At 62.9% G+C, this 21,845-nt stretch carries 14 protein-coding genes; 2 read left to right on the top strand and 12 right to left on the bottom strand.

Going from position 1 to position 21,845, the window contains the following annotated elements:
- Window position 1: 1 nt before the first annotated feature.
- The 4 genes from Tam10B_RS09120 to Tam10B_RS09105 form a co-directional block, all read right to left on the bottom strand.
- Complete coding sequence (locus Tam10B_RS09120) at window positions 2-1,381, bottom strand: GH1 family beta-glucosidase (RefSeq protein ID WP_093960928.1); 1,380 nt, start codon at window positions 1,379-1,381, stop codon at window positions 2-4.
- Between the two features lie 4 nt (window positions 1,382-1,385).
- Window positions 1,386-2,333: a carbohydrate ABC transporter permease gene (locus Tam10B_RS09115; RefSeq protein ID WP_233133678.1), complete on the bottom strand. Its 948-nt coding sequence runs from the start codon at window positions 2,331-2,333 to the stop codon at window positions 1,386-1,388.
- Window positions 2,333-3,400 carry a carbohydrate ABC transporter permease gene (locus Tam10B_RS09110; RefSeq protein WP_093960927.1) on the bottom strand — a complete coding sequence of 356 codons (1,068 nt, stop codon included), beginning with the start codon at window positions 3,398-3,400 and terminating at the stop codon, window positions 2,333-2,335. The genes Tam10B_RS09115 and Tam10B_RS09110 overlap by 1 nt, the downstream gene beginning before the upstream one ends.
- A 139-nt stretch (window positions 3,401-3,539) precedes the next feature.
- Entirely contained in the window at window positions 3,540-4,934 is a 1,395-nt protein-coding gene (locus tag Tam10B_RS09105; protein WP_093960926.1) for an ABC transporter substrate-binding protein, read from the bottom strand.
- 656 nt (window positions 4,935-5,590) lie between these two features.
- Here Tam10B_RS09105 and Tam10B_RS09100 point away from each other — a divergent pair.
- On the top strand, window positions 5,591-7,420 hold the full coding sequence (locus Tam10B_RS09100) for a sialate O-acetylesterase (protein WP_233133677.1): 1,830 nt from the start codon (window positions 5,591-5,593) through the stop codon (window positions 7,418-7,420).
- Window positions 7,421-7,483: 63 nt separating this feature from the next.
- Window positions 7,484-8,647: an SGNH/GDSL hydrolase family protein gene (locus Tam10B_RS09095; RefSeq protein WP_233133676.1), complete on the top strand. Its 1,164-nt coding sequence runs from the start codon at window positions 7,484-7,486 to the stop codon at window positions 8,645-8,647.
- 54 nt (window positions 8,648-8,701) lie between these two features.
- Here Tam10B_RS09095 and Tam10B_RS09090 read toward each other — a convergent pair whose 3' ends face one another.
- From Tam10B_RS09090 to Tam10B_RS09055, 8 genes are all read right to left on the bottom strand, one after another.
- Window positions 8,702-8,962 (bottom strand): DUF2442 domain-containing protein, encoded by a 261-nt coding sequence (locus Tam10B_RS09090; protein ID WP_233133675.1) that lies wholly within the window; start codon window positions 8,960-8,962, stop codon window positions 8,702-8,704.
- 8 nt (window positions 8,963-8,970) lie between these two features.
- Entirely contained in the window at window positions 8,971-9,228 is a 258-nt protein-coding gene (locus tag Tam10B_RS09085; RefSeq protein WP_093960925.1) for a DUF4160 domain-containing protein, read from the bottom strand.
- 88 nt (window positions 9,229-9,316) lie between these two features.
- Complete coding sequence (locus Tam10B_RS13775; protein WP_093960924.1) at window positions 9,317-10,249, bottom strand: hypothetical protein; 933 nt, start codon at window positions 10,247-10,249, stop codon at window positions 9,317-9,319.
- A gap of 102 nt (window positions 10,250-10,351) precedes the next feature.
- Window positions 10,352-12,403, bottom strand: a complete 2,052-nt coding sequence (locus Tam10B_RS09075) for an isopeptide-forming domain-containing fimbrial protein (protein WP_093960923.1) — start codon at window positions 12,401-12,403, stop codon at window positions 10,352-10,354.
- A 25-nt stretch (window positions 12,404-12,428) separates the two neighbouring features.
- Complete coding sequence (locus Tam10B_RS09070) at window positions 12,429-15,359, bottom strand: MSCRAMM family protein (protein ID WP_093960922.1); 2,931 nt, start codon at window positions 15,357-15,359, stop codon at window positions 12,429-12,431.
- Between the two features lie 610 nt (window positions 15,360-15,969).
- Window positions 15,970-18,741 (bottom strand): S9 family peptidase, encoded by a 2,772-nt coding sequence (locus Tam10B_RS09065; protein ID WP_093960958.1) that lies wholly within the window; start codon window positions 18,739-18,741, stop codon window positions 15,970-15,972.
- A 382-nt stretch (window positions 18,742-19,123) separates the two neighbouring features.
- Entirely contained in the window at window positions 19,124-20,314 is a 1,191-nt protein-coding gene (locus tag Tam10B_RS09060; RefSeq protein WP_093960921.1) for a glycerate kinase, read from the bottom strand.
- Window positions 20,315-20,399: 85 nt separating this feature from the next.
- Window positions 20,400-21,701 carry a GntP family permease gene (locus tag Tam10B_RS09055; RefSeq protein WP_093960920.1) on the bottom strand — a complete coding sequence of 434 codons (1,302 nt, stop codon included), beginning with the start codon at window positions 21,699-21,701 and terminating at the stop codon, window positions 20,400-20,402.
- Window positions 21,702-21,845: the final 144 nt, after the last annotated feature.

Genomic DNA, 21,845 nt, shown 5'->3' with positions numbered 1-21,845 from the left:
GTCAGGCCGCGTCGGGTATCCGACGGTCGGAGATGAGTCGCCGGTACCAGTGGTAGCTGTCCTTCGGCGTGCGTTCGAGCGTCTCGTAGTCCACGTAGACGATGCCGAAGCGCTTGGTGTAGCCGAACGCCCATTCGAAGTTGTCCATGAGCGACCAGACGAAGTAGCCGCGCAGGTCGACGCCCTCATCCATCGCCCGCTTGGCCGCCTCGAAGTGCCGGCGCAGATAGTCGATGCGCAGGTCGTCGTGCACGGCCTTGGTGCCGTCCGGGTTCGTCTCCAGCGTGTCTGCCACGGCCATGCCGTTCTCGGTGACGATGAGCGGGATCTCCGGGTAGTCGTTGTGCACGCGGACCAGCAGGTCGTGCAGTCCGTCGGGATCGATGTTCCATCCCATCTCCGTGTGCGGGCCGGGGGTGGGCAGCCAGTCGACGTCGCTGGCGCCGGGCGCGGTGCTCGCCTCGGTGGACTGTGGGAACTGCGGGCGGTCGCTCATGGCGAGCAGGCCGGTGTTGTAGTAGTTGATGCCGAACACGTCGATCGGCTGGTGGATCTGTTCGAGATCGCCGTCCTGGATGAATGACCAGTCGCAGATGCCGCGCGTGATGGCGAACAGCTCGTCCGGGTAGTAGCCGCGCAGCATCGGGTCGAGCCACACGCGGTTGGCGATCAGGTCGAGGCGGTGCACGGCGTCGGCGTCGCCTCGGTTGAGCTGGAGGTTGCAGGTCACCGAGCATTCGGACCGTTCGCCTACCTCGGCGCGCACCGCCTGCGTCATCAGACCGTGGGCGAGATTGAGGTGATGGACCGCGGGGAATGCGCCGGGACCGAGCCCCAGTCCGGGCGCGTGCTCGGTGGCGCCGTAGCTTAGGTAGGAGGAGCACCAGGGCTCGTTGAGCGTGGTGTAGGTGTGGATGCGGTCGCCGAGCCTGGCGGCCACCACGCCCGCGTATTCGCCCAGACGGTAGGCGGTCTCGCGGTTCAGCCAGCCGCCCTTGTCGCCCAAGTACTGGGGTAGATCCCAGTGGTAGAGGGTGACGACGGGCTGGATGCCCTCGGCGAGCAGGGCGTCGGTGACGCGCTCGTAGAAGTCGAGTCCCCGCTCGTTGACCGGGCCGTTTTCGACCGGCATCACGCGGGGCATGGCGATCGAGAACCGGTAGGAGTTCACGCCCAAGTCGGCGAGCAGCTTGATGTCGTCGCGCCAGCGGTGGTAGGAGTCGCAGGCGATGTCGCCGGTGTCGCCGTCCACCACGCGGCCGGGCGTGTGGCTGAACGTGTCCCAGATCGAGTCGCAGCGGCCGTCCTCGTGCACGGCGCCCTCGATCTGGTACGAGGCCGTGGCCGTACCGAACAGGAAGTCCTTGGGGAAGTCGTTCATGCGATCACTCCTTGACGGCGCCGGCGGCGATGCCGTTGTAGATCTGCTTCTGGAAGGCGAGGAACAGGATGAGCATGGGCAGCAGCGTGATGATCACTCCGGCGCAGATCAGGTTGTACTTGCTGCCCTGCGGGCCGGTGAACGAGTACAGCGATATGGCCACCGTGCCGAGCGTCGATTTGTCCTGGAGGTAGAGGTTCGCCGCGTAGTACTCGTTGTACACGCCCACGCCCTTGAGGATCAGGCAGGTGACGATGGCCGGCTTGAGCAGCGGCAGCAGGATGCGCGAATATACGGTGAAGTAGGAGCAGCCGTCCATGATGGCGGATTCGTCGAGCGAGACCGGGATGTTCTCGAAGTACTGGATGAACACGTAGATCGAGATCACGTCGGTGCCGCACATCATGATGATGTATCCCCACAGCGTGTTGACCATGTGCAGGTTGGTCATGATCTTGTACATCGAGACCTGCATGGCGATGCCGGGCAGCAGGGCCGCCACAGTGAACAGCATGCGGATCACGGCGTTGCCGGGGAACTGGAATCGGCTGAGCACGTAAGCGAGCTGCGTGCCAATCAGCGTGGTGATGACGAGCACCACCACGAGCACGATCAGCGAGTTGCGGAACGCGACGGCCATGTTCGACAGGCGGAAGGCGTCGATGTAGTTCTGGAAGTTCAGCCAGTTGGCCGGCATCTGCATGACCGACGTGGTCTGGTATTCGCGTTCGGTCTTGGCCGCGGTCACGAAGCAGCTGACCACGGGCAGCAGGAACCAGAAGGCGCAGAACACCAGACTGAAGTACTTGAGGAAGAGGAAGAACCAGACCTTGGCGTTGTACAGGAACGTCTTCCAGTATTCGGCGTTCGAGACCTCGCCGCGGGCGACGTGCGACGGCCGGGGGGCGTTGGTCTTGTTCATGGTGCGAGGCGTTTCGGTCATGGCGGTCATCACGCCACCTCCTTGGTTGCTGCCGACGCGGTCGCGACGGCCGGGGAAGAGTTGCGGAACAGCGGGGCCTTGCCGGCGGCCACGCGCTGACGGGCGCGGCTGGCCTTGCGGGCCTTCTTGCGGGCCTTCTGCACGCCGTCGTCCGCGTCGCGGAACAGATAGTTGAAGAACAGCTGCTGCAGCATGGCGCAGATCAGGATGATGATGAGCAGCACCACGGCCATGGCCGAGGCGAGACCCACCTTCTGGTTCACGTGCGCCAGTCGGTCCATGAGCACGAAGTACGTGGCGGTGCCGTTCGCGCCGGAGGTAATCACGTACGGCCCCTCGAAGGCGGAAAGCGAACCGGTGATCGCCAGGATCACGTTGAGCACGAGGATCGTCTTGATGCTGGGCAGGATGATGTGGAGGAACTGCTGGAACTTGTTCGCACCGTCGAGTTCGGCCGCCTCGTACAGCGAACCGTCGATCGACATCATCGCGCCGATGAACAGGATCACGGTCTGGCCGAGGTAGCGCCAGATGGACGCGCCCACCAGCGACCAGTTGTTGATCGACTGGTCCATGAGCCAGTAGGGCAGGTTGTTGAGGTCGAACCCGCACCATTGCAGCACGGTGTCGAGTACGTAGCCGCGGGTGTAGAAGAACTTGAAGATGAAGCCGACTGCGATGCCGTTGATCAGATAGGGGAAGAAGAACGCTCCCTTGAAGAAGTTGCCGGCCTTCACCTTGAAGCTCAGAATGGTGGCCAGATACAGGGCGAGCGCCACCTGGATGAGCGCACCCACCGCGTAGTAGAGGCTCAGCTTGAGCGAGGAGAGAGTGTCGGGGCGGGTGAACACCTGCACGTAGTTGTCGAGGCCCACCCAGCGGGGCGTGCCGATGTACTTCATCTTGTAGAAGCTGTAGCTCACCATGCTGCCGAAGGGCAGGTAGGTGAACACGATGAGCAGGGTGAGCGGGATCGCAGCGAAGGCCACGATGATCAGTGCCTTGCGCCAATCCCTGGGGGTCTTGTTTTCGGGAACAGCGGCATATGCCGTCGCATCCATTGTTGTCGTCGTCATGACGTGCTCCATGTTGCCGATGCGGCCGACTCAGCCGCCGTTGTGATTGGGGATGGGAATGATGTGGGATGCGCCCCGGAACGGTTCCGGGGCGCATCGTCCGCATAAGCGGGAGTTGGATTGGAGATGCCGGGGCGGACTACTTGGCGGTGTCGTACTTCACGTCCACGCCTTCGGTGTCCAGCGCGGAGTTCCACTTCTGGTTCCATTCCTTGACCAGATCGCCGTAGGACTTGGTTCCGTTGGCGGCGGCCTCGATCAGGGCCTGCAGGCGGGAGCTTCCGTCGGCGTTGATGGCCAGCTCGGAGTCGGAGTTGAGGTCGTTGAACAGGTCCTCCTCACCGTCCACTGAGGGCTCGTCCTCGAGGAAGGTGACGTCCTTGAAGTGCTCGTACACGGCCGGCAGCTCGTCGTCTCCCTGCTTGACGGGGATGCCGCCCTCGTTCATGGCGTAGCCGGACTTCTCGGTCATCCACTTGACGAAGATCATGGAGGCCTCCTGGTTCTCCTTGGAGGAGTCCTTGTTGATGCCGTAGGCGTAGTCGGCGGAGGAGGAGCTGTACTGCTTGCCGTCAACGCTGATCGGGAACGGCATGTAGGCCACATCGTCGCCGTGGTCGCCGGCGGCCTTGATCTGGGAGACCGCCCATGCGCCGAGCACCATGGTGGCGTATTCGCCGTTGTTCAGCTTGGCCTTGCTGGACTCCCAGTCGGTGGTGGAGTAGTCGTCCTCGGTGAGCTTGTCGGAGACGGCGTCGTAGAGCACCTTGTACACGTTGTAGGGGTGGGTGCCGTCGCCGGGGTCGGAGAACGGGTTCTTGGTGTGCAGGAGCTTCTGGTTCAGGTACTTGGCGTCGCCGGTGGAGGTGCCGCCGATGTAGGCGTCCCATGCGGTCATGGTCCAGCCGGCCGCGTAGTTGGTGTACAGCGGCGTGACGCCGGGATCCTTCTCCTTGATGGTCTTCAGATCGTTGATGAACTCGTCCGGGGTCTTGGGCAGATCGGTGATGCCGGCGTCGGCGAACACCTTGGTGTTGTACACGATGCCCATGCCGTTGCCGGCGCTGGGCACGCCGTAGGTCTTGCCGTCGTAGCGCTGGTTGGTGGCGTACTTGATCACCTTGCCCATGTCATCGACCGAACCATAGGGGAGGAAGTAGGTGCCGAGTTCGGAGGCGTCGACGGCGGGGATCATCATGATGTCACCCCAGTCTCCACCCTGCAGACGGGTGAGCGCGTCACTGGAGTAGTTGGAGCTGGTCTGCACCTCCACCTTGATGTTCGGGTAGACCTTGTTGAACTCCTTGATGTAGGCGTCCCAGTTCGTGCCCGGATAGGTGGACTGTGCCATATCGGTGCGGTGGTTGAACATCTTGATGGTGGTGGAGATGTCCTTGCCGGTCTCCCCCAGCTTGATCTCGGGGTAGGTGAGATCGGTGGTCTCTCCGCTGGCGCTGCTGTTCCCGCAGGCAGCCAGGCTGATCAGGCAGGCGCCGGCGACGGCGGCTGCGGCGATCTTCTTCAGTACGTTCATGTGTTCGTCCTCTCAATCACTGAGATCTTCCCGGAGGTCTTCGCTGTCCCTCCGATCCGCATGGCATCGACTACGAACCATGTGGATGTCCAGTCTCGGAACGATGCGTCGTGAATGAGATGCCCGAAGGCATTGATCGGTTCATGTCATGACGTATCGCGTGCTCCGCGACTTGATGACTTTCACCATAATCCAATGTTTTCAGTATGTCAACCGCTTAAGTTGTTTCAGACGGCGACGTCGCTGTCTTCGTTGATATTCAACGCCAGCGCCGGCGTGTCTCGATTTCCATAACCAAGTCAACAAACACTGGTATTTCAACGATGATTGATTATTGGTCGAGATCGGAGATCGTATGTTCCGTATGTTTTTCGCCATCACCATCGCCATCACCATCGGCATATCGCACTTGCTTCAGCAATGAATCGATCAAGTTACAACTAACGTCGCTCCAGACAACGACACACCGCTGACCATATGATTGAAACATATATAAACGTTGAAAAATAAAGGATTGAGACACGTATCAGTTTTCAGATCACGAAATTATCGATGCACAATATGCCTTAATCGGTTAAGGTATATATCAGCAGTCGACATCAATGACGGGAAGATACGGATTCACCCGCCCACGACCATGTCAAAGGAGAATGAACGTGGCACAGACATCCATCGTCACCGGCCCCGCACCGGGCAGCACCCTCAGCGACGCCACCGCAGGTGACGCACACTCCGCACAGTCGGATAGTGCCACGGCACGCCGCAACGAACGCGCGAACTTCTCCGTGGCGGCGGTGTTCTCCGACCATATGGTGCTGCAGCGTCACCAGCCCGTCACCGTATTCGGAACGGCCACGCCCGGTGCATTCATCACCGTCAGCATCGCACTGTCCTCCGAGGAGTCTCCGATGAGCTCGGGCAGCGCTCTCACCGACCAGACCGGGCAGTGGACGATCACACTGCCCGCCATGGCGGCGAGCGCCGCACCGCACCGTCTCGCCGTGACCGACGGCACGGATGCGATCGTCTTCGACGACGTGCTCATCGGCGAAGTCTGGCTGGCCGGCGGGCAAAGCAACATGGAGCTCGAACTGCGCAACAGTCTGCACCCGGAATCCACGATGGCTGAGGCATTCGATCCGCTGCTGCGCTTCTATAACACCCCGAAGACCGGATCGATCGACCTTGACGCCGAGAACGCTTCCGGATGGGAGCTCTGCACGCCGGATGCCGTGGGCGTGATGTCGGCCGTCGGCTACTACTTCGCCAGCACGCTGCGTAACGGTCTGGCGGCCGAGCGTTCCGACGACATGGACGGCGTACCCATCGGCATCGTGGACTGCTACATCGGCGGCACATCGATCACCTGCTGGATGGGACGGGCACGCCTGGAGGAATCCGAAGCGGGACGCGAGTATCTGGATCGCTACGATCAGAAGGTCACCGGCCGGGATCTTGATGAGATGCGTCACGAGTGGAACCGGTGGCAGGTGGACTTCAACGCGTGGAACGCCAACATCGCGGCCGCGCGCGAGGTCGATCCGAATGCGACGTGGGAGACGTTGAACGCGCAGTACGGCGAATGTCCGTGGCCGCCGCCCATGACCCCGTTCAGCCAGTACCGTCCGTGCGGCGCGTTCGAGGCCATGGTCTCGCGCGTGGCACCGTACACCATCCATGGCGTGCTGTGGTATCAGGGCGAGGAGGACGAGGCGTACTGCGATCGATACCGATTCCTGCTCGGCGAGATGATCGACGAATGGCGCGGACTGTGGAACGACGCCAGCCGCGGCAACGGCCGCGATATCTCCGGCCCCGTCCACGCGCAGCTGCCGTTCCTGATCGTGCAGCTGCCGCGATGGATCGCCAGGACCGATGTCGGACGGGACTCGTTCCATTGGCCAGTCATCCGCGAGGCGCAAATGGATGCCGCCCGCACGATCGACGACGTGCATACCGTGGTGACGCTGGACTGCGGCGAATTCGACAACATTCATCCATTGGACAAGCAGACCGTGGGCGAGCGTCTGACCGCGATGGCACTGGCTCGGGTCTACGACGAGGAGAGCGTGGTCGCCGATGCGCTGCGTCCGGTCAATGGCCCGGCGGCTGCAACGATCACCGCCGATGGCGCCGATCACCTGATCGTGACATTCGCGCATGCCGATTCCCTGCACTTCGGCCACTACAACGGTGATGCACTCGGCACCGATGTGGATGTGCCGTTGGGCGAACCGATCGATGCGGACATGCTACCGGCTGGCGAGTCCGGCTTCGCGGTAGTCGACGAGCACGGCGACTGGCATACGGCGGAGGCACGCATTCTTGACGGTCATGGGGACACCGATTCCGTTCCTTCCGTGATGGTGTGGAGCAACGACGTGCCCCATCCCCAGGGCGTCCGCTACGGCTGGTTCAGCTGGGGCCCCGCTCCCCTGTTCAATGAGGCGGGCCTGCCCGCCGAACCGTTCACGTTCAGCCTCTGATCCGGCGTCTGTCCGCAGACACCACGCCTCCAACGTAACCATATCCATTCGAAGGTGATCATCATGCCTGACAACACCCAGTCCACGATCCGGGCCACGCCTCAACCCATAAGCATGAACCCCGATCTCATGAACGCGACGAGTGCCGGCACCGATACCGGCCGCGCGCTTCCCCATCATCTCGATATCCTGCCGAACGACCCGGTGCTGCGGTACACCGGCCGTGTGGATTTCGACGACCCTCTCCGCCCGGTACTCATCTACCCGTATACGCAGATCGCATTCCGTTTCCAGGGCACCGCGCTGCGCATGCGGCTTGTCAACCGGCACAACTACTGGGAGAACTCGATCGGCGTGGTCGTCGACGGATGTCAACGAAAGGTTGACATTCCCACCGACGACCGCGAGGTCGAGATCACGCTGATCGACGGACTGACCCCGGTGATGCATGACGTGACGGTGTTCAAGCGCCAGGACGCCTGTCACCATGTGGAACTGCTAGGCTTCACCGTCACGGGCACCGACGCCGGAGTACGAGCGCTGTCGCCGGCCGATCCCCGCCCGGCGCTGCGCATGGAGGTGTATGGCGATTCGGTGTCGGCTGGCGAGGTGGCGGAGGCGCTGCACTGCTGCGGCGCCACCGACCCGGCCGACAACAACGGACAGTACTCGAATTCGTGGTATTCGTATGCGGCGTTCGCGGCCCGCAAGCTCAATGCCGAACTGCATGACATCGCGCAGGGTGGCATCGCCCTGCTGCCCGGGACCGGCTGGTTCAACGGCCCGGACTACGTGGGCCTGGAGGACACGTACGACAAGCTGGAGTACAACCCGACATTGGGCGATGCCAAGCCTTGGGATTTCAGCCGGTTCACGCCGCATGTGGTCGTGGTGGCGATCGGCCAGAACGACAATCACCCTGACGATTACATGGCACGGGACTATCACTGCGAACAGGCCGAACAGTGGCGCACGCACTACCAACGATTCGTGGGGCAGCTGCGCGAACGGTATCCCCGTGCGCTGATCGTGCTGTCCACCACCATCCTGTGCCACGACGTGTCATGGGACCGGTCAATCGATGAGGTATGCGAACGGATCGACGACCCGCGAATCGTGCACTTCCTGTATTCGGACAATGGGTCGGGCACTCCCGGTCATATCCGCATTCCCGAAGCCGAACGCATGGGCCACGAACTCGCCGACTTCATCGCCGCACGCCTGTAGAGCCGTTGCGGGCAGCACACTTCATGGCATATTCGTTCCGATATGGCGCCGCAGTCAGTCCAACTGGATCGGCATCATATCGGAGCGAACGCGTTCGGGAGCGATGTCGATCCCGTTCGGCCATGTGGGCGCACCGGCCACCAGCCGAACGCCACGAAAGACCGCGGGATCGCGCAATGCCCGGAAGTCTCCTCGATCAAGGTACCCCGACATGTCAAAGACCCCGCAGGCCCCATCCGAACAGGTGACTTGAAGTCGGTATCCCTCCAAAGGCACGGCTTCCGTGACGTCACAGAGATATTCCATGAACGACATACATCCTCCTACCGCAATGGCTCGATGCGCATGGGCTGTTCTCCACCGTGACATACCGTCCGTGCCGCCTGCAACTCTTCCTGATGCAGCATGATCCACGCAACTACCAGTGTATGCTGCTTCCTTGGCAGCTTGCCGGTCAGGCATTCTCCATCGAACGCGTACACGGCCTTTTCGCTTTGGTATGCAACGTGGATGTGCGGCGGATTATGATCGTCGGCAAACATGCGCACGACAATGCCATAAAACATACTGACGATTGGCATAACAAGACTCCTTTCCCCCGAATTCTCATCGGTCGCGTTTCAGCTACGGCCTGGTGCCGCCGGCGGGGTGGGCGGCACGGGACTCGGCTCAGGCGGCGTGGTTTTCAGTTCGTGCGGATGCTGGCGACGCTGCGGTCGGTACCGACGCCGGACGTGCGGCGTGACGGGCGAAGGAGTGTTCCATGACGGCGGTGGAACGGGTCACGGCGTCGCGTAGCTGTGCGATCTCACGTTCCAGCTCGTCGATGCGGCGAGCCTGCTGGTCGATCAGCAGTTCGTGAAAGTCCGGCCTGACGCCGTTCCACATGTTCGACGTGTCCTCGCCATGGGCCGCGCTGGCCACGGCCTCCCCGCGAATATGAAGCACGTCGCCCTTGGACATCACCGTCGGCTCCCCCGGCAGCCTGGTGTGCAGGCACCCGTCGTCGTGCGTCATGCAGACGGTGCGGAACGCGGCGAGATCGACGTCAGAGCCGTTGTCGTCGGTACGATCGGTCGCGTCAACGTTAGTACTGGTGTCAGCGTCGCCGACACGGCCGGAGGAACGGCTGAAAACACCATCGGCGATGGCGTCTGGGAGACCGGCGTCGGAGGACGCCATGGCATCAGTACCAACCGACACCGAGCCGCCTACCACCATGCCGGCTGCGATCACGCCGTTGGGGGCGTCGGGCGGCGTCGCCCCGCCGGCCGACGTCGAGACCGGTCCGGCATCCGGCATCGTGCCAATCGGCATCGCACTGCCGGCGCGCTCCTGCTGCATGCGGATGCGGTCCACCGACAGCCGTCGGCGAATCCCCTCCGAATCACGCCAACGGGCGAAGCAGCGCTCGATGCGCTTGCGCCCGACCAGTTCCGGGTCGAGTCCGGCATCGCGAAAGATCGAGACGGGCGACTCACCGTCCATGTACCGGGCGATGCACGCGTACTTGAATTCGTCGGTGTACAGGATTCGTTCGGTGCCGACGTGGTACACGGCCGGCAGCGAGCTGAGATATTGGCGTTCCTCTGCGGTGAACATGACGATCTCCTTTGATCGATGTTGGGTTGATGTTGGCTGGTTGCGTTAGAAAAATTGACCGGCGGCGGCCGGCCGCGGCGCTATCGACAACGTCGATCGGCGTCACTCCGACGCATGCAGTCCGTTGCGTTGCAATGCGCGTCCGTGCAGATAGGAGATGACCGCTCCGGCCACGAGCAGCGCCGCGATCGGAACAAGCATCACCACGCCGGCCGCGCCAGTCTTCGGCAGCGCGGACACGTTGCGCACGTTGCCTACGGTGTACTGGAAGGTCGGTATAGCGTCCGATTCACCATTCGCATCACCATCAGCGCTGGCACCACCGCTCACGCCGCCCTGTTGCACGAGCTTCCACGTATCCCCTTCGGGCGCGCCGAAGATCACGTTCCCAAGATGATGGTCGCCCCACGCGGCCACGTCGTCCGGCCTGGTACTCGCATCCTGCCGGTACGCGGCAACGATGGTGAAGCTGAACGTGGGTAGCACGGCGTTCTGATAGCCGTCGGGCGCCCTGGTCTCCGTCACGGTATACGTGCCGGCGTCCAGCCCGTCCAGTCCGTCGATCATGCCGGCGGCGTCCGACGTGAAGATCATGGCGTCGGATTCGTTCGGCGTATATCGCCATCCGCCGGACCTGACGTCGCTACCCGCCCGATCGACATTCACACCCTCACCAGCACGCTCGGCGCTCGCCGGCTCGTACGCCCTGAGGTATCCGCGGTCTGCGGATTTCACGATGAACTCGGCGCCCTCGAGCGGTCGGCCCGTGCCGAGGTCGGTCTTGCGAATGCGGAATCGGAACGTGTATGCGTTCACCTCGCCGCCGGGGACCGTGGTCTGATCGGTCAGGTCCTCAGGATTGTGCGAGTAGATGAGATCCACCTTGTTCGGATTGCCCTGCGGCAGTCCTGGATCGGAGACGACGGCGTTGTCGTTGAGCGTGGCGTCGATCAGCACGGTCACGGTCGCACCCTCCTGCAATGGGTTGGCGTTGTTGGTCTGGTTCACGTAGTTACTCAGATCGACGGTGATCTCGGTGGCAGGTTTGCCGATCAGCGCGTCGGGCACCTGGCCGGTCGTCCCCTGCCGGGATTCGTATGTGACGGTCCGCACGCTGACCGTATAGTCGCCGGCACCGCCATTGGTCGATTCCGCGAGCGTCGTTTCGCCGATGCTCACCGAGGCGACATCGACGTAGGTGAGCCCCTGACTCATGGTGTCGAGTATGCGGTACACGCGGCCGGTGGGCGAATACCCGGTGTAGATGGGCACGGTGGAGGTGATTTCGTAGTGGATGGTGTCGCCGATCGTGTAGTCGGGTTCGGTCTGCGGCCGGCCGTCGGGGTCCACGATCTGCTTGTAGATGGGAACGGACTGGTTCTTGAGATTGACGACGCCGTCGGCGAGTGTGGTCGAGGAGTTTGCGACGGCGTCCCAGACCGCGAGTCGCGTACCGACCACCATGCGGGTGGAGTTGGTCCATGACGCCGTTCCGTCGTTCTCCGCGCTCTTCTCACTCCCCGTGTTGCCGACGTCTTCTGCGTTCCCCTGCGATTGCCGTCCGGTGACGTCGACGATCATATAGAGTCCGGGTTTGAGACCGTTGAACGTGACCGTGACCTGTTCTCCGGTGGTGACGATGCTGTCGTCGTTCGCGGTGACGGTGGTGGGAGTGCCGAGTTCGGCCGGATTGAGTGCGGTGGCGAGCGCGCGGGTGAGTCCGGTCCATGGCGAGGCCGTGCTGTGATCGAGTCGGCCTTCCACCTGCACGGCCCAGGCGAATGGGTCTCCGTCGCGTTCCGCGTTGTATGCCGGATTGGCTTGGGCCATGGCGTTCTGAATGTGCCGGTAGGCGGAGGCCGGTTCGGCGATGGTTGTCAGCCCCACGGCTCCGGCTGTCTGTGTGGTGTAGTCGGCGAGCTGGTAGACGGCGAACGTGTGGCCACGGATCTGTGCGCTTGTGTCGGCGGTAATGGTGATCGACGTGCCGATGATCGGATGGTCTGCGGTGACGTCGGCGTCTTCGCCGACTGCCGCATTGGCCGTAGGAATGGCGGATCCCGTCATGCCGATCGTCAGCAGCACGATGGCGAATGCCGATAGAGCGATGCGCGCAGCCGCCTCGAGACGGGTGTGGCGTGCGATGTGATTCATGATGTTGTCCCTTCGTGAATGGTTGTCAGCGTGACTGTTCCTTCCGCAACGCTGCGGCGAGAAGATGGGCGCCAACGGCCATGGCGAGTAGCGTGATTCCGGCGATCATGCACGGTATCAGCCCTCCGCTGCCGCCGGTCAGCGGCAGTTCCGCCACCTGGTTGACGCGATGGTTGGTGGCGGTGGCCACGCAGATCGGTGTCGTCGGCGTATCGTCGGCGGCGATCATGCCGGTTTCGGCGTTCGTGCAGCCGACGGCGACGTCGGGGCCGATCATTGCGGTGCCGTGAGTGTCGGATTCGCCAGCGCCGGCTCCTTCTGACGTACCGATGTCGTCGTCCTCGTCGGCGAGACGAATGGCGCCTTCGTGAACGGTGACGAGGAACCAGACGTCCTGCTTGTTGGCGTAGATCTCCCGACCGTCGGCGTCGATCGGCGCGCGGATCTCCCGAATCGTGTATGTGCCGTCGGGCAGGTTATGCACACGAATCGACCCGTTGCCGTCGGTGGCGAGATCGGTCACGGTGCCGTCAGCGTTGTCGACGTCGGCGGCTGGCGTGAAGTTGTATGATCCGACATTGCCGTCAACCGGCACGAAGGCCAATGGTTTGGCGGGAATTGTGCCGTCGTCGTTATCGTTATCCGGCAGTTGCCGGCCTTCGAATATTCGGAATATGGCGTCGCGCAGCGGATTGCCGTTGTCGTCGACCTTGAGGAAACGGAATCCGGAATTTACCACTATGAATCGGCAGTCGTCATCGTTACCGTTTTCGCATAGTGCGCCGGTGCGCTCGGAGATCGCACGGTAGACGATCGTGCCGTCGGAGTGAAGAGTCACCTTGAATCTTGGCGGCTCGCCGGCCGGCAGTACATAACCGGGCGGAGCCTTAGTTTCAGTGATCGTATAGCTGACGGAGTCACCACGCAGTTTGCCGTACCGGTCCGAATTCGGATCATCGTCGTAACCGAATATCTCGGTCAGATCGATGTCGGTGACATGCACCCGACCGTCGGCACCCGACGTCATGATGTGTGACGCATCGGGCGTGTTCTTGCCTGCGTATCGGTATGCGCCCGGCTTGTCGCCGGACTGGGTGACGGGCAGATCGTCGGCGGTGAATTCCGCGCCGGGCAGCGACGTTCCCTGCTCGTTCTGCTTGGTGAACGACAGATGCCCGCGTATGGAGTTGACGAATCGCGGTGTGAACGTGAGCGTTTCGGCATCGAATCGGCCGCGCTCGCCTTCCGTGGTGCCGCCATTGGTCAGATCGTTGCCGTGCCGGTCGTGTGTTCTGACGATGAAGCTGTCTGTGGACAGGCGCATGGCGTTGCGTTCGTCGATCTCGCCGCGCACCCAGATGACGTATCGGGACAGGTCGTAGGTCACGGTGTTGGCGCTGCCGGACTTGGTACTGCCGGGCGCATTGTCCTGCTGAGTGGCGCAACCGCCGTTGGGGCCCTGCTCGCACAGCTGGTAGGAGAACCAACGTGAGGATGACGAACCATATCCCGGCGAGACGTCGTACGTGGTGGTGGCGATGGTGAGGCGTGCGTCCAGACGGCTTGCGCCGTGGGACGATCGGGAATCGGACGAAGGGGCGTTGTCAGCAGCGTCACTGCGAGTGCCATCATTGCCATCATTGGGCTTGATGGTGAATGAGAGAGACTGATCGTTGGAACCGTACCAGTCCTCGCCCATCGTCATGCGATCGTCATTGATACGGAAACCGCGATTCGGCATGGGTGTCATTTCTGCCGTGGTCTGCACGCCATCGCGATCGTTGGGCAGCGCGGTCAGCAGCAGTTTGAACTCGCCTGGCTTCTGCGCCCGACCGACCATGAGCTTACTGGGGTTGAGGGTGATCGAGTCGATGTTGGAGACCTGCGGGGAGACGATGCCGCCGGTGGCAACAGCACTTTGGCCGTTATCTTGTTGGGGAACCGCATCGAGCAATTTTGGTTCAGCAAGAGAGCTTGAATCCTCCCCCTGAGAGGAATTCAAGTTCGGAGTATCCGGAGTATCAGACTGAGCTCCGATTTGGTCTTTTCCGGTAATATCGGTCAACTGCACGACATACGAGCTATTGACTCTCCAATATGAATCTTTTCGATGGCTAACTTCCGCCGTAATTTCGGTAACGTCACGGCCAAAGAACACATTCACATCAATCTCATCGGACGGGGCAGGCCGAGACAACGCCACACGATACTTAAACGGATGCGCCTCATATGGCTGCGTGTAATCATCAACTTCGACTGGGAAATGTACTTTCGACTTACTACCGTTATTCCCCCAATATGCATATCCAATCTTGTCCATCTGCGAGGCCGTGCAGTATCGAGCTCCATTGCTCAGTTTGCCGTCGCATCCTTGTGGCATTGGGGACCAGGACCCACCATCATCGAGGTTCGGCGGATCCGTTTCGATCCACGCATCACCCTCGAAACCGTCGGCGCTTAGCGTGCTCTGATACCAACGCCCCTCGTCCTTCCACGTACCGTCGCTGTTCCGCTCGGTGAAACGCTGTTCATAGACGTACCAGGTGCCGTCGGCGGCACGGTATTCGGGCCAGAGCACGAACTGCACGCCGCCATCTCGGACGCCGACAGTGCCGTCGGGATTGATGGCGTGAGTTTTTGAAGCGGCGACCACGTCATTGAAGTCCACCGCGTCCGGTTCGATCTTGGCGACGATGAATCGGCTACTGGAAATGTGTACGCGCTTGCCACCGGTGTCGGTGGCCCGCGTCTTTGCGGGGTCGACCTGAGCCTGGACGGAACCGCCGTCGGAATCACCGTTTCGTATGGAGATCGAGCGTGAGTCATCGTAGGCACCGGGAGGAACGACCAATGCGGCCAGAAACAGCAGCAGTGCGGCGACCAGTTTGCCGATCATGCTGCCAAGCGATGCGGTGAGCAGCGTGACGCACTTGACCAAAATGCGAAAACCCTTCATATTCAGCCTCCATTGCCGATCTCTCGTTCAGGTACGGCCCATCGTATGGCCCCCATTTCGGGAGATATGCCCCCTACGGGCTACATGACAAGGATCAGCAAGGAAGACGGAAATTCAAGCTCAATGATTGCAATGGCTGAGCTGGAGGGGGTTACGTTTGACCACATTGGGGAGCAGGGCCATGGCACCCGAGGAAGGGGGTATAGAGAGAGCAGGTGAATATGGAAAAGAACCCTTGTCGCAACGAAGCGACGTCATCTCATCCGTCCGACTCCGTCGGCCACCTTCCCCTCAAGGGGAAGGCCAGTATGTAGCGCAATGCCAACTTCCCCTTGAGAAACTGCGCTGCCAAGAAAACACCAAAGCCGTTTTTAGGCAAAGTCGGCTTCCCCTTGAGGGGAAGCTGTCACGCGTAGCGTGACTGATGAGGTGAACGTTTCGCGTCAACGAAACCATAATCACGCATCGCCCGCAAGGCGATACCAACCCCGTGGCGGTACAGGCCCGTACTCGTCCATCCGGCTATGCCATGCGGCAACGGCTTCCCTGTCAGGGGAAGCCGGCTGCACCATGCGCATCACGCGCCCCGGATACCCGCCGCGCGCCCCGACTACTCGGCGAGCGCCTTGCGGAGGAAGTCGCGCTGGAACAGCAGCAGGTTTTCGGCCACGGTCTCGTCGTTGGTCATGTGCGTGATGCCGGTCAGCGGCAGCACGGTGTGCTCACGGCCGGCGGCCAGCAGCGCGGAACTCAGGCGCAGCGAGTTCGCCACGGTCACGTTGTCGTCGGCGAAACCGTGGATCAGCAGCAGCGGTCGACGCAGGTTCGGCGCGTCCTTGATCAGGCTGTTGCGCTCGTACACGGTCGGGTTCATGCCGAGATAGCGTTCGGTGTAATGCGTGTCGTACAGCGTCCAATCGGTCGGCGGAGCGCCGGCGCAGGCGGCATGGAACACGTCGGGCGCACGCAGCACGGCCAGCGCGGACAGGTATCCGCCGTACGACCAGCCGATCATGGCCACATGATCGAGATCGGGCGCGGGCACTGTCAGGCCCTCCGTCCCGCCGAGCGAGGCCATCGCCTCAGGCAGGGCATGAACGGCGTCGATCTGATCGTCCAACGCGATGTCGAAACGTTCGAACATGGCGTGATCCCAGTGCAGGCCGCGCGCACCGGTGCCGTGACCGTCGGCAGCCACCACGATGAAGCCCTGATCGGCCCACCACTGCGAATCCCAGTAGTACGCCTGACTGAACATGACCTCGCGGTGCATCGGACCGCCGTACGGCTTCATCAGCACGGGCAGCTTCTCCGCATGCGCGTACGGGCTGGACTCGGACGGCAGCGTGATCGCCGCGTACATGCCCTGCGTGCCCAGCCGCACGAACTCGGTGCGGGGCGTGAATCCGGGAACGGCGGCGTGATTCGCTACGGTAGCGGAGTATCCGATGTCCGCGTTCTCGCCGTACATGTGCAGCATCACACTGTGATCGTCGTGCATGGTCCGGCCGGTCAGCACCATGCCGGTGCCGGAGCGCGACGCCGTCCACACGCCCATCTCCGGATTCATCACGATCGGCTCGGGACAGTCGCCGGACGCGGAATCGGCCGCGAAACGATTGCCGAAGCCACCGGCCCCATTCCCAGCGCCACTCCCCTGCGCCGCGGCGCCGCACGCGTTCTGCGCGTCGAAGTGCCTGTCGACGGTCAGCTCCTGCCAATACGAACCGATGAATTCCTGGCCCTCCTCGGGCAGGCGGAAGCTCACCACATCCACGGCGCGCGCATCACGGGTCGCGCGGGCGAGCACGTCATGATCAGTCACATCGAGCACGTCGAGAACCTGCCACCCGACGGGGGTGAACGCATGACCGTCCACCGCCAGACGCATGGTGTCGGTCTCCTCGTCGGGCATGGCGGTGATCAGGCGACCGCCGGGCGTCCACGCGGGGCAGCCGTGGATCAGATCCAGCCAATACCGGCTGCCGCTCACCGTCAGCGTGCTCGTCGGCAGCCAGCGTTTGCGCGCCTCCTCGCCCGCTAGCGAACCACCGTCGTCGGCGAGCGCGAACCCGTCGAGGATGCTGTGCTGCGATGCGTACCCCACGTGCGGGTCGCTGCCTTCGGGCTTCACGGCAAGCACCTGATCGGCGGTCTGGCGGCGGTTCTGCACGAGCAGCAGCGGGTCTCCGCCACGGCTCCAATGCACGTCTGCCAGATATTCGTAACCGCGACGATCCCACCACACTTCGGGCAGGTCCTCCACGCTGGCAAACGCCATGTTGCCGGCGCGGTGTTCGGCGGAACCGATGTCGAAACGGAACAGGCGCACGTCGGCGTTGCGTGTGAGCGCCTGCGGATAGTGGCGCGACTGTGCGGGCTTGGTCGGGTTGGCGGGGTCGGAAATGTGCCACAACGGTTCGGGCGACTCGTCGGCGCGTTCGATGAGCAGGCTGCGCGAGTCGGGCGACCACCAGAAGCCCTCATACCGGTCCATTTCCTCGCCGGCGGCGAATTCCGCCAGACCGACGGTGACGTTCGGGTCGTCGGCCACGCCGCAGATCGAACGCTCGTCGTCGGGCTGGCCGTGCTCGCCGATCACGACGAGGTTGATCATACGGCCGGTGGTGTAGGCGACCAGACGTCCGTCCGGGGAGATGCGCGGATTGAGCACCGGGCGGAACAGTCGTCCGCGGTGACCGCTGACCGCCATCGCGGACACGTACCAGGTGTCGCCGAGCTCACGGGTCACGGCGTGGAGTTCGCCATCCTCCACGGTCACGCGCACCGGGGCGTGGCGGGAGGGATCGTTGCGGTTCGCGTTCGGGGAATTGGGATTTGCAAGGCCGGGAATGTCAATGTTTTCCAGCACGATGTCTGCGTCGGTGCTCTCCGGCTCGATGTCGGAAAGGAATTCGATGTCGCCGTCGAACACGAACGTGGTGAGCCACAGTCGGCCGCCGACTGTGAACACCACACGGTTGCCGGATTCGTTGACGCTGTATGACACGATGCCGCCGGCGGATTCGCGCGCGCGTTCGCGACGGGCCTTCTCCTCGTCGGGGACGTCGGAGTCGGCGGGATCGGAGGCTGACGCGCCGGCGTAGGTTCCGTTGCCGGCGGACAGCAGCGTGCGCGGGTCGGCCAGCAGTGTCTCGTGATGATTGCCGGCGCCGTCGAACCAGCTCAGCCACAGGCAGGTGACGTCGTCCTCCGGGCCGCGCGAACGCAGGAACAGTGCGTGGGAGCCGTCGTCGAGCACCGTTGCGGAGCGCGGCGCACCGAGCGAGAACCGTTGGGTACGTGCCTTGGCCCGCGGGTATGCGGCGATCGCGGCACGGATCGCTTCGGACGATGATGCGGCGCTCTCGGGCGCTGCCATCGCATCGTCGGTCGTCATATCATCAGTCGTCTGTTCCGTCATAGTCACGCACCTCGAAATAAGTGAACCCCAAACCATTATGCGTGACGGACGGATGAACGACGCATCTGCCGAACATACCGTGTCGGCTTCGCCAACATGCCGCCGGGCACTCGCCTTCAGGCTGCGGACGCGTCGTTTTTCGCTGGATTTCTCGTCAGGAAACCGGTGATTCGCGGTGAGATGCCGAGTTTTGTGGTTTTCCCGGAATACGTAGTCATATGGTGAGGGCTCACACGGGGCTCCGCCCACGAATAGGCGCGGAGAAAAACCACAAAACTCGGCATTGCGATCGGTCGGGGAAGAAATCGCCTCGGATTTCGGGACTTTTGACGCCGGCAGGTCAGCGGGCCAGGGCGATCAGGCGGCCGACGTTCTCCGCGGTGCGTTCGAGGTTCGCCGGTCCGTCGGCGAGCGCGCGGTCTAGGGAGACGGCGGCGGGGACGATGCCGAACACCGCGTTGATGCCGAGATCGTACAGCTGGTCGATGCCCTCGCCCACGTATCCGGCGAGCGCGATCACGCCGATGTTCGGATTGTCACGGTGCGCGGACTGCGCCACACCCATCGGGGTCTTGCCGTACTGGGTCTGGAAGTCGATGCCACCTTCGCCTGTGAGGCAGTAGTCGGCGCCCTTGGCGCGATCGGACAGTCGCACGGTCTGTGAGACGATCTCGACGCCGGAGCGCATGGTCGACTTCGTGAAGGCGAGGAGTCCGGCGCCCAGTCCGCCCGCACCGCCGGCGCCCGGCGTATGCGCCACGTCGATGCCGAGGTCGCGCTTGATGATGGCGGCGTAGTGCGTCAGATTTGCATCGAGCTGCGCGACCATATCCGAGGTGGCGCCCTTCTGCGGGCCGAACACCGCCGACGCACCCTTAGGACCGACGAGCGGGTTGGTCACGTCGGAGGCGATGAGGATGCGGGTCTGTGCGATGCGCGGGTCGATGCCGGACGCGTCGATGCGGTCGAGCCGGTCGAGGAATCCGCCGCCGCGCGGGATCGGGTTGCCGTCTGCGTCGAGGAAGCGCACGCCCAGCGCTTCGGCCATGCCGGCGCCGCCGTCGTTCGTGGCGGATCCGCCCACGCCGAGGATGATCGTGCGGGCGCCGTCGTCGAGTGCGGAACGGATCAGCTGACCGGTGCCGTATGTGGTGGTGACGAGCGGATTCTTGGTGTCGTTGTTCACGAACTGGATGCCGCTGGCCGCGGCCATTTCGATGACGGCGGTGGGTCCGGCGGACTCGGTCTCGTCCGCGCCGGCATCCGCGGCACCCGTACCAGCGGCAGCTCCCAGCAGTCCGTATTCCGCAACGGTCTCCCGCTGCAGCGGGTCGAGTACACGGGCCTGACGCAGCGCGCCGCCGGTGGCGTCGACCAGCGACTGCACGGTGCCCTCGCCGCCGTCGGCCATCGGCACCATCACGTATTCGGCGTCGGGGAACACGCGGCGCAGTCCCGCGCGCATCGCCTCGGCGGCCTGCTTGGCGGTCATGCATCCCTTGAACGAATCCGGTGCGATAACGAACTTCATGACGATCTCCTTTGATTTCAACGATTGATGTTCAGTGGCAAAGCTTGGATATGGGAATTCGGGTAGAGAACGGAAATAGGAACGGTCAGAACAGGGTGTAGATGAGGGTGGCCACGATCGTCATCGTCAGACCGACGATCGATTCGAACGGCACGCTCTTCATGCGCTCGCCGACCGTCATCTTCATCGCCTGTCCGCTGACGTGGAAGTAATTGCCGTGCGGCAGGTGGTCGATCACCGTGGCGCCGGCCTGCATGGTCACGGCCGCGGCGACCGGGGTGACGCCGAAATCGAGGATCGACGAGCCGAACGAGCTGCTGCCAAGGATCACACCAGTGGAGGTGGATGCCGTGGCCGCCGCCATGAGGATGCCCGCGAGCGGAGCGAGCAGGGAGCCGGACACGCCCCACGCCTTGATGAGGTTCACGATCTGCGTGGACAGGTCCGAGTTCGTGATCAGGCCGCCGATCGCGCCGGCGCCGATCAGGATGAGGACCACGTCGGTCATGCGTGCGAGTCCGGCCTTGGTGTAGTCGAGCAGGTGACGGCCCTGCCCCATGACGAACAGACCGACCACGGCAGCGAACGGCAGAATGTACATGGCGTCCACCTGGAAGCGCGTCAGCAGACCGATGCCCAGCACGCTGCCGATCGGGTTGACGAGCAGCAGCACGATGGCGATGACCGGCGCGACCAGGGCGCGGCCGATCGTCGGCAGTTCGCGAGTGGATTCAGCGGAATCACTGTTGCCGGCTTCGGCAAGAGTCGGCGCGGCGCCATGATTGCGCAGCAGTGTGGCCAGCAGAACCGCCATGGCAAGGCCGCAGACGGCCGGAATGAAGCTGCCCACCATGACCGCGGACGGCTGGATGCCGAAACCGGAGGCCGCGGCGATGGTGTTCGGGTTCGGGGAGATGATGTTGCCGGCCTTGCCGCCGCCGGACAGCGCCACGAGCAGCGCCAGCTTGGAGATGCCCAGACGATTACCCACCTCGAGGGCGATCGGCGCAACGATCAGCACCGCCACGGGAATGAACACGCCGACCGCGCAGATGATCATCGTGGCGAACGCCAGCGAGAAGATCGCCAGACTTTCGCCGAACTTCGCGACGATGGTCTTGGCGATGCGGTCGGCCGCACCGGACTCCATCATCACACCGGCCAGCACGCCGGCGGCGAGCACGCGCACGATGGTGCCGACCACGCTCTGGCCGCCGGCGACCACCACGTTCACCGTCTGCGCGAGCGACGCGCCGCCGATCAGGCAACCGACCACCGCGCCCAGCAGCAGCGCGTACGTGGCATTGAGCTTCTTCAGAATCAGCACGATCGCGACGGCAAGGCCGACCAGCGCCGCCCACCATGCGATCGACACACCCTCCACCATGGGAATCTCCTTTGACTGTAGTACACGAACCAACATCGATTCCGGAAGGCCGCTCCCGCATTGGAGCACCCATCCGTCACGATTGATCTTGATAGCTCTATTTTCCAAGGAAAAACGACTGTTTTCCATATTCCAAGGAACGGA

The organism is Bifidobacterium vansinderenii, from assembly GCF_002234915.1.
GTDB classification, from domain to species: domain Bacteria; phylum Actinomycetota; class Actinomycetes; order Actinomycetales; family Bifidobacteriaceae; genus Galliscardovia; species Galliscardovia vansinderenii.
This window is presented reverse-complemented; position numbering and strand designations above follow the sequence as displayed.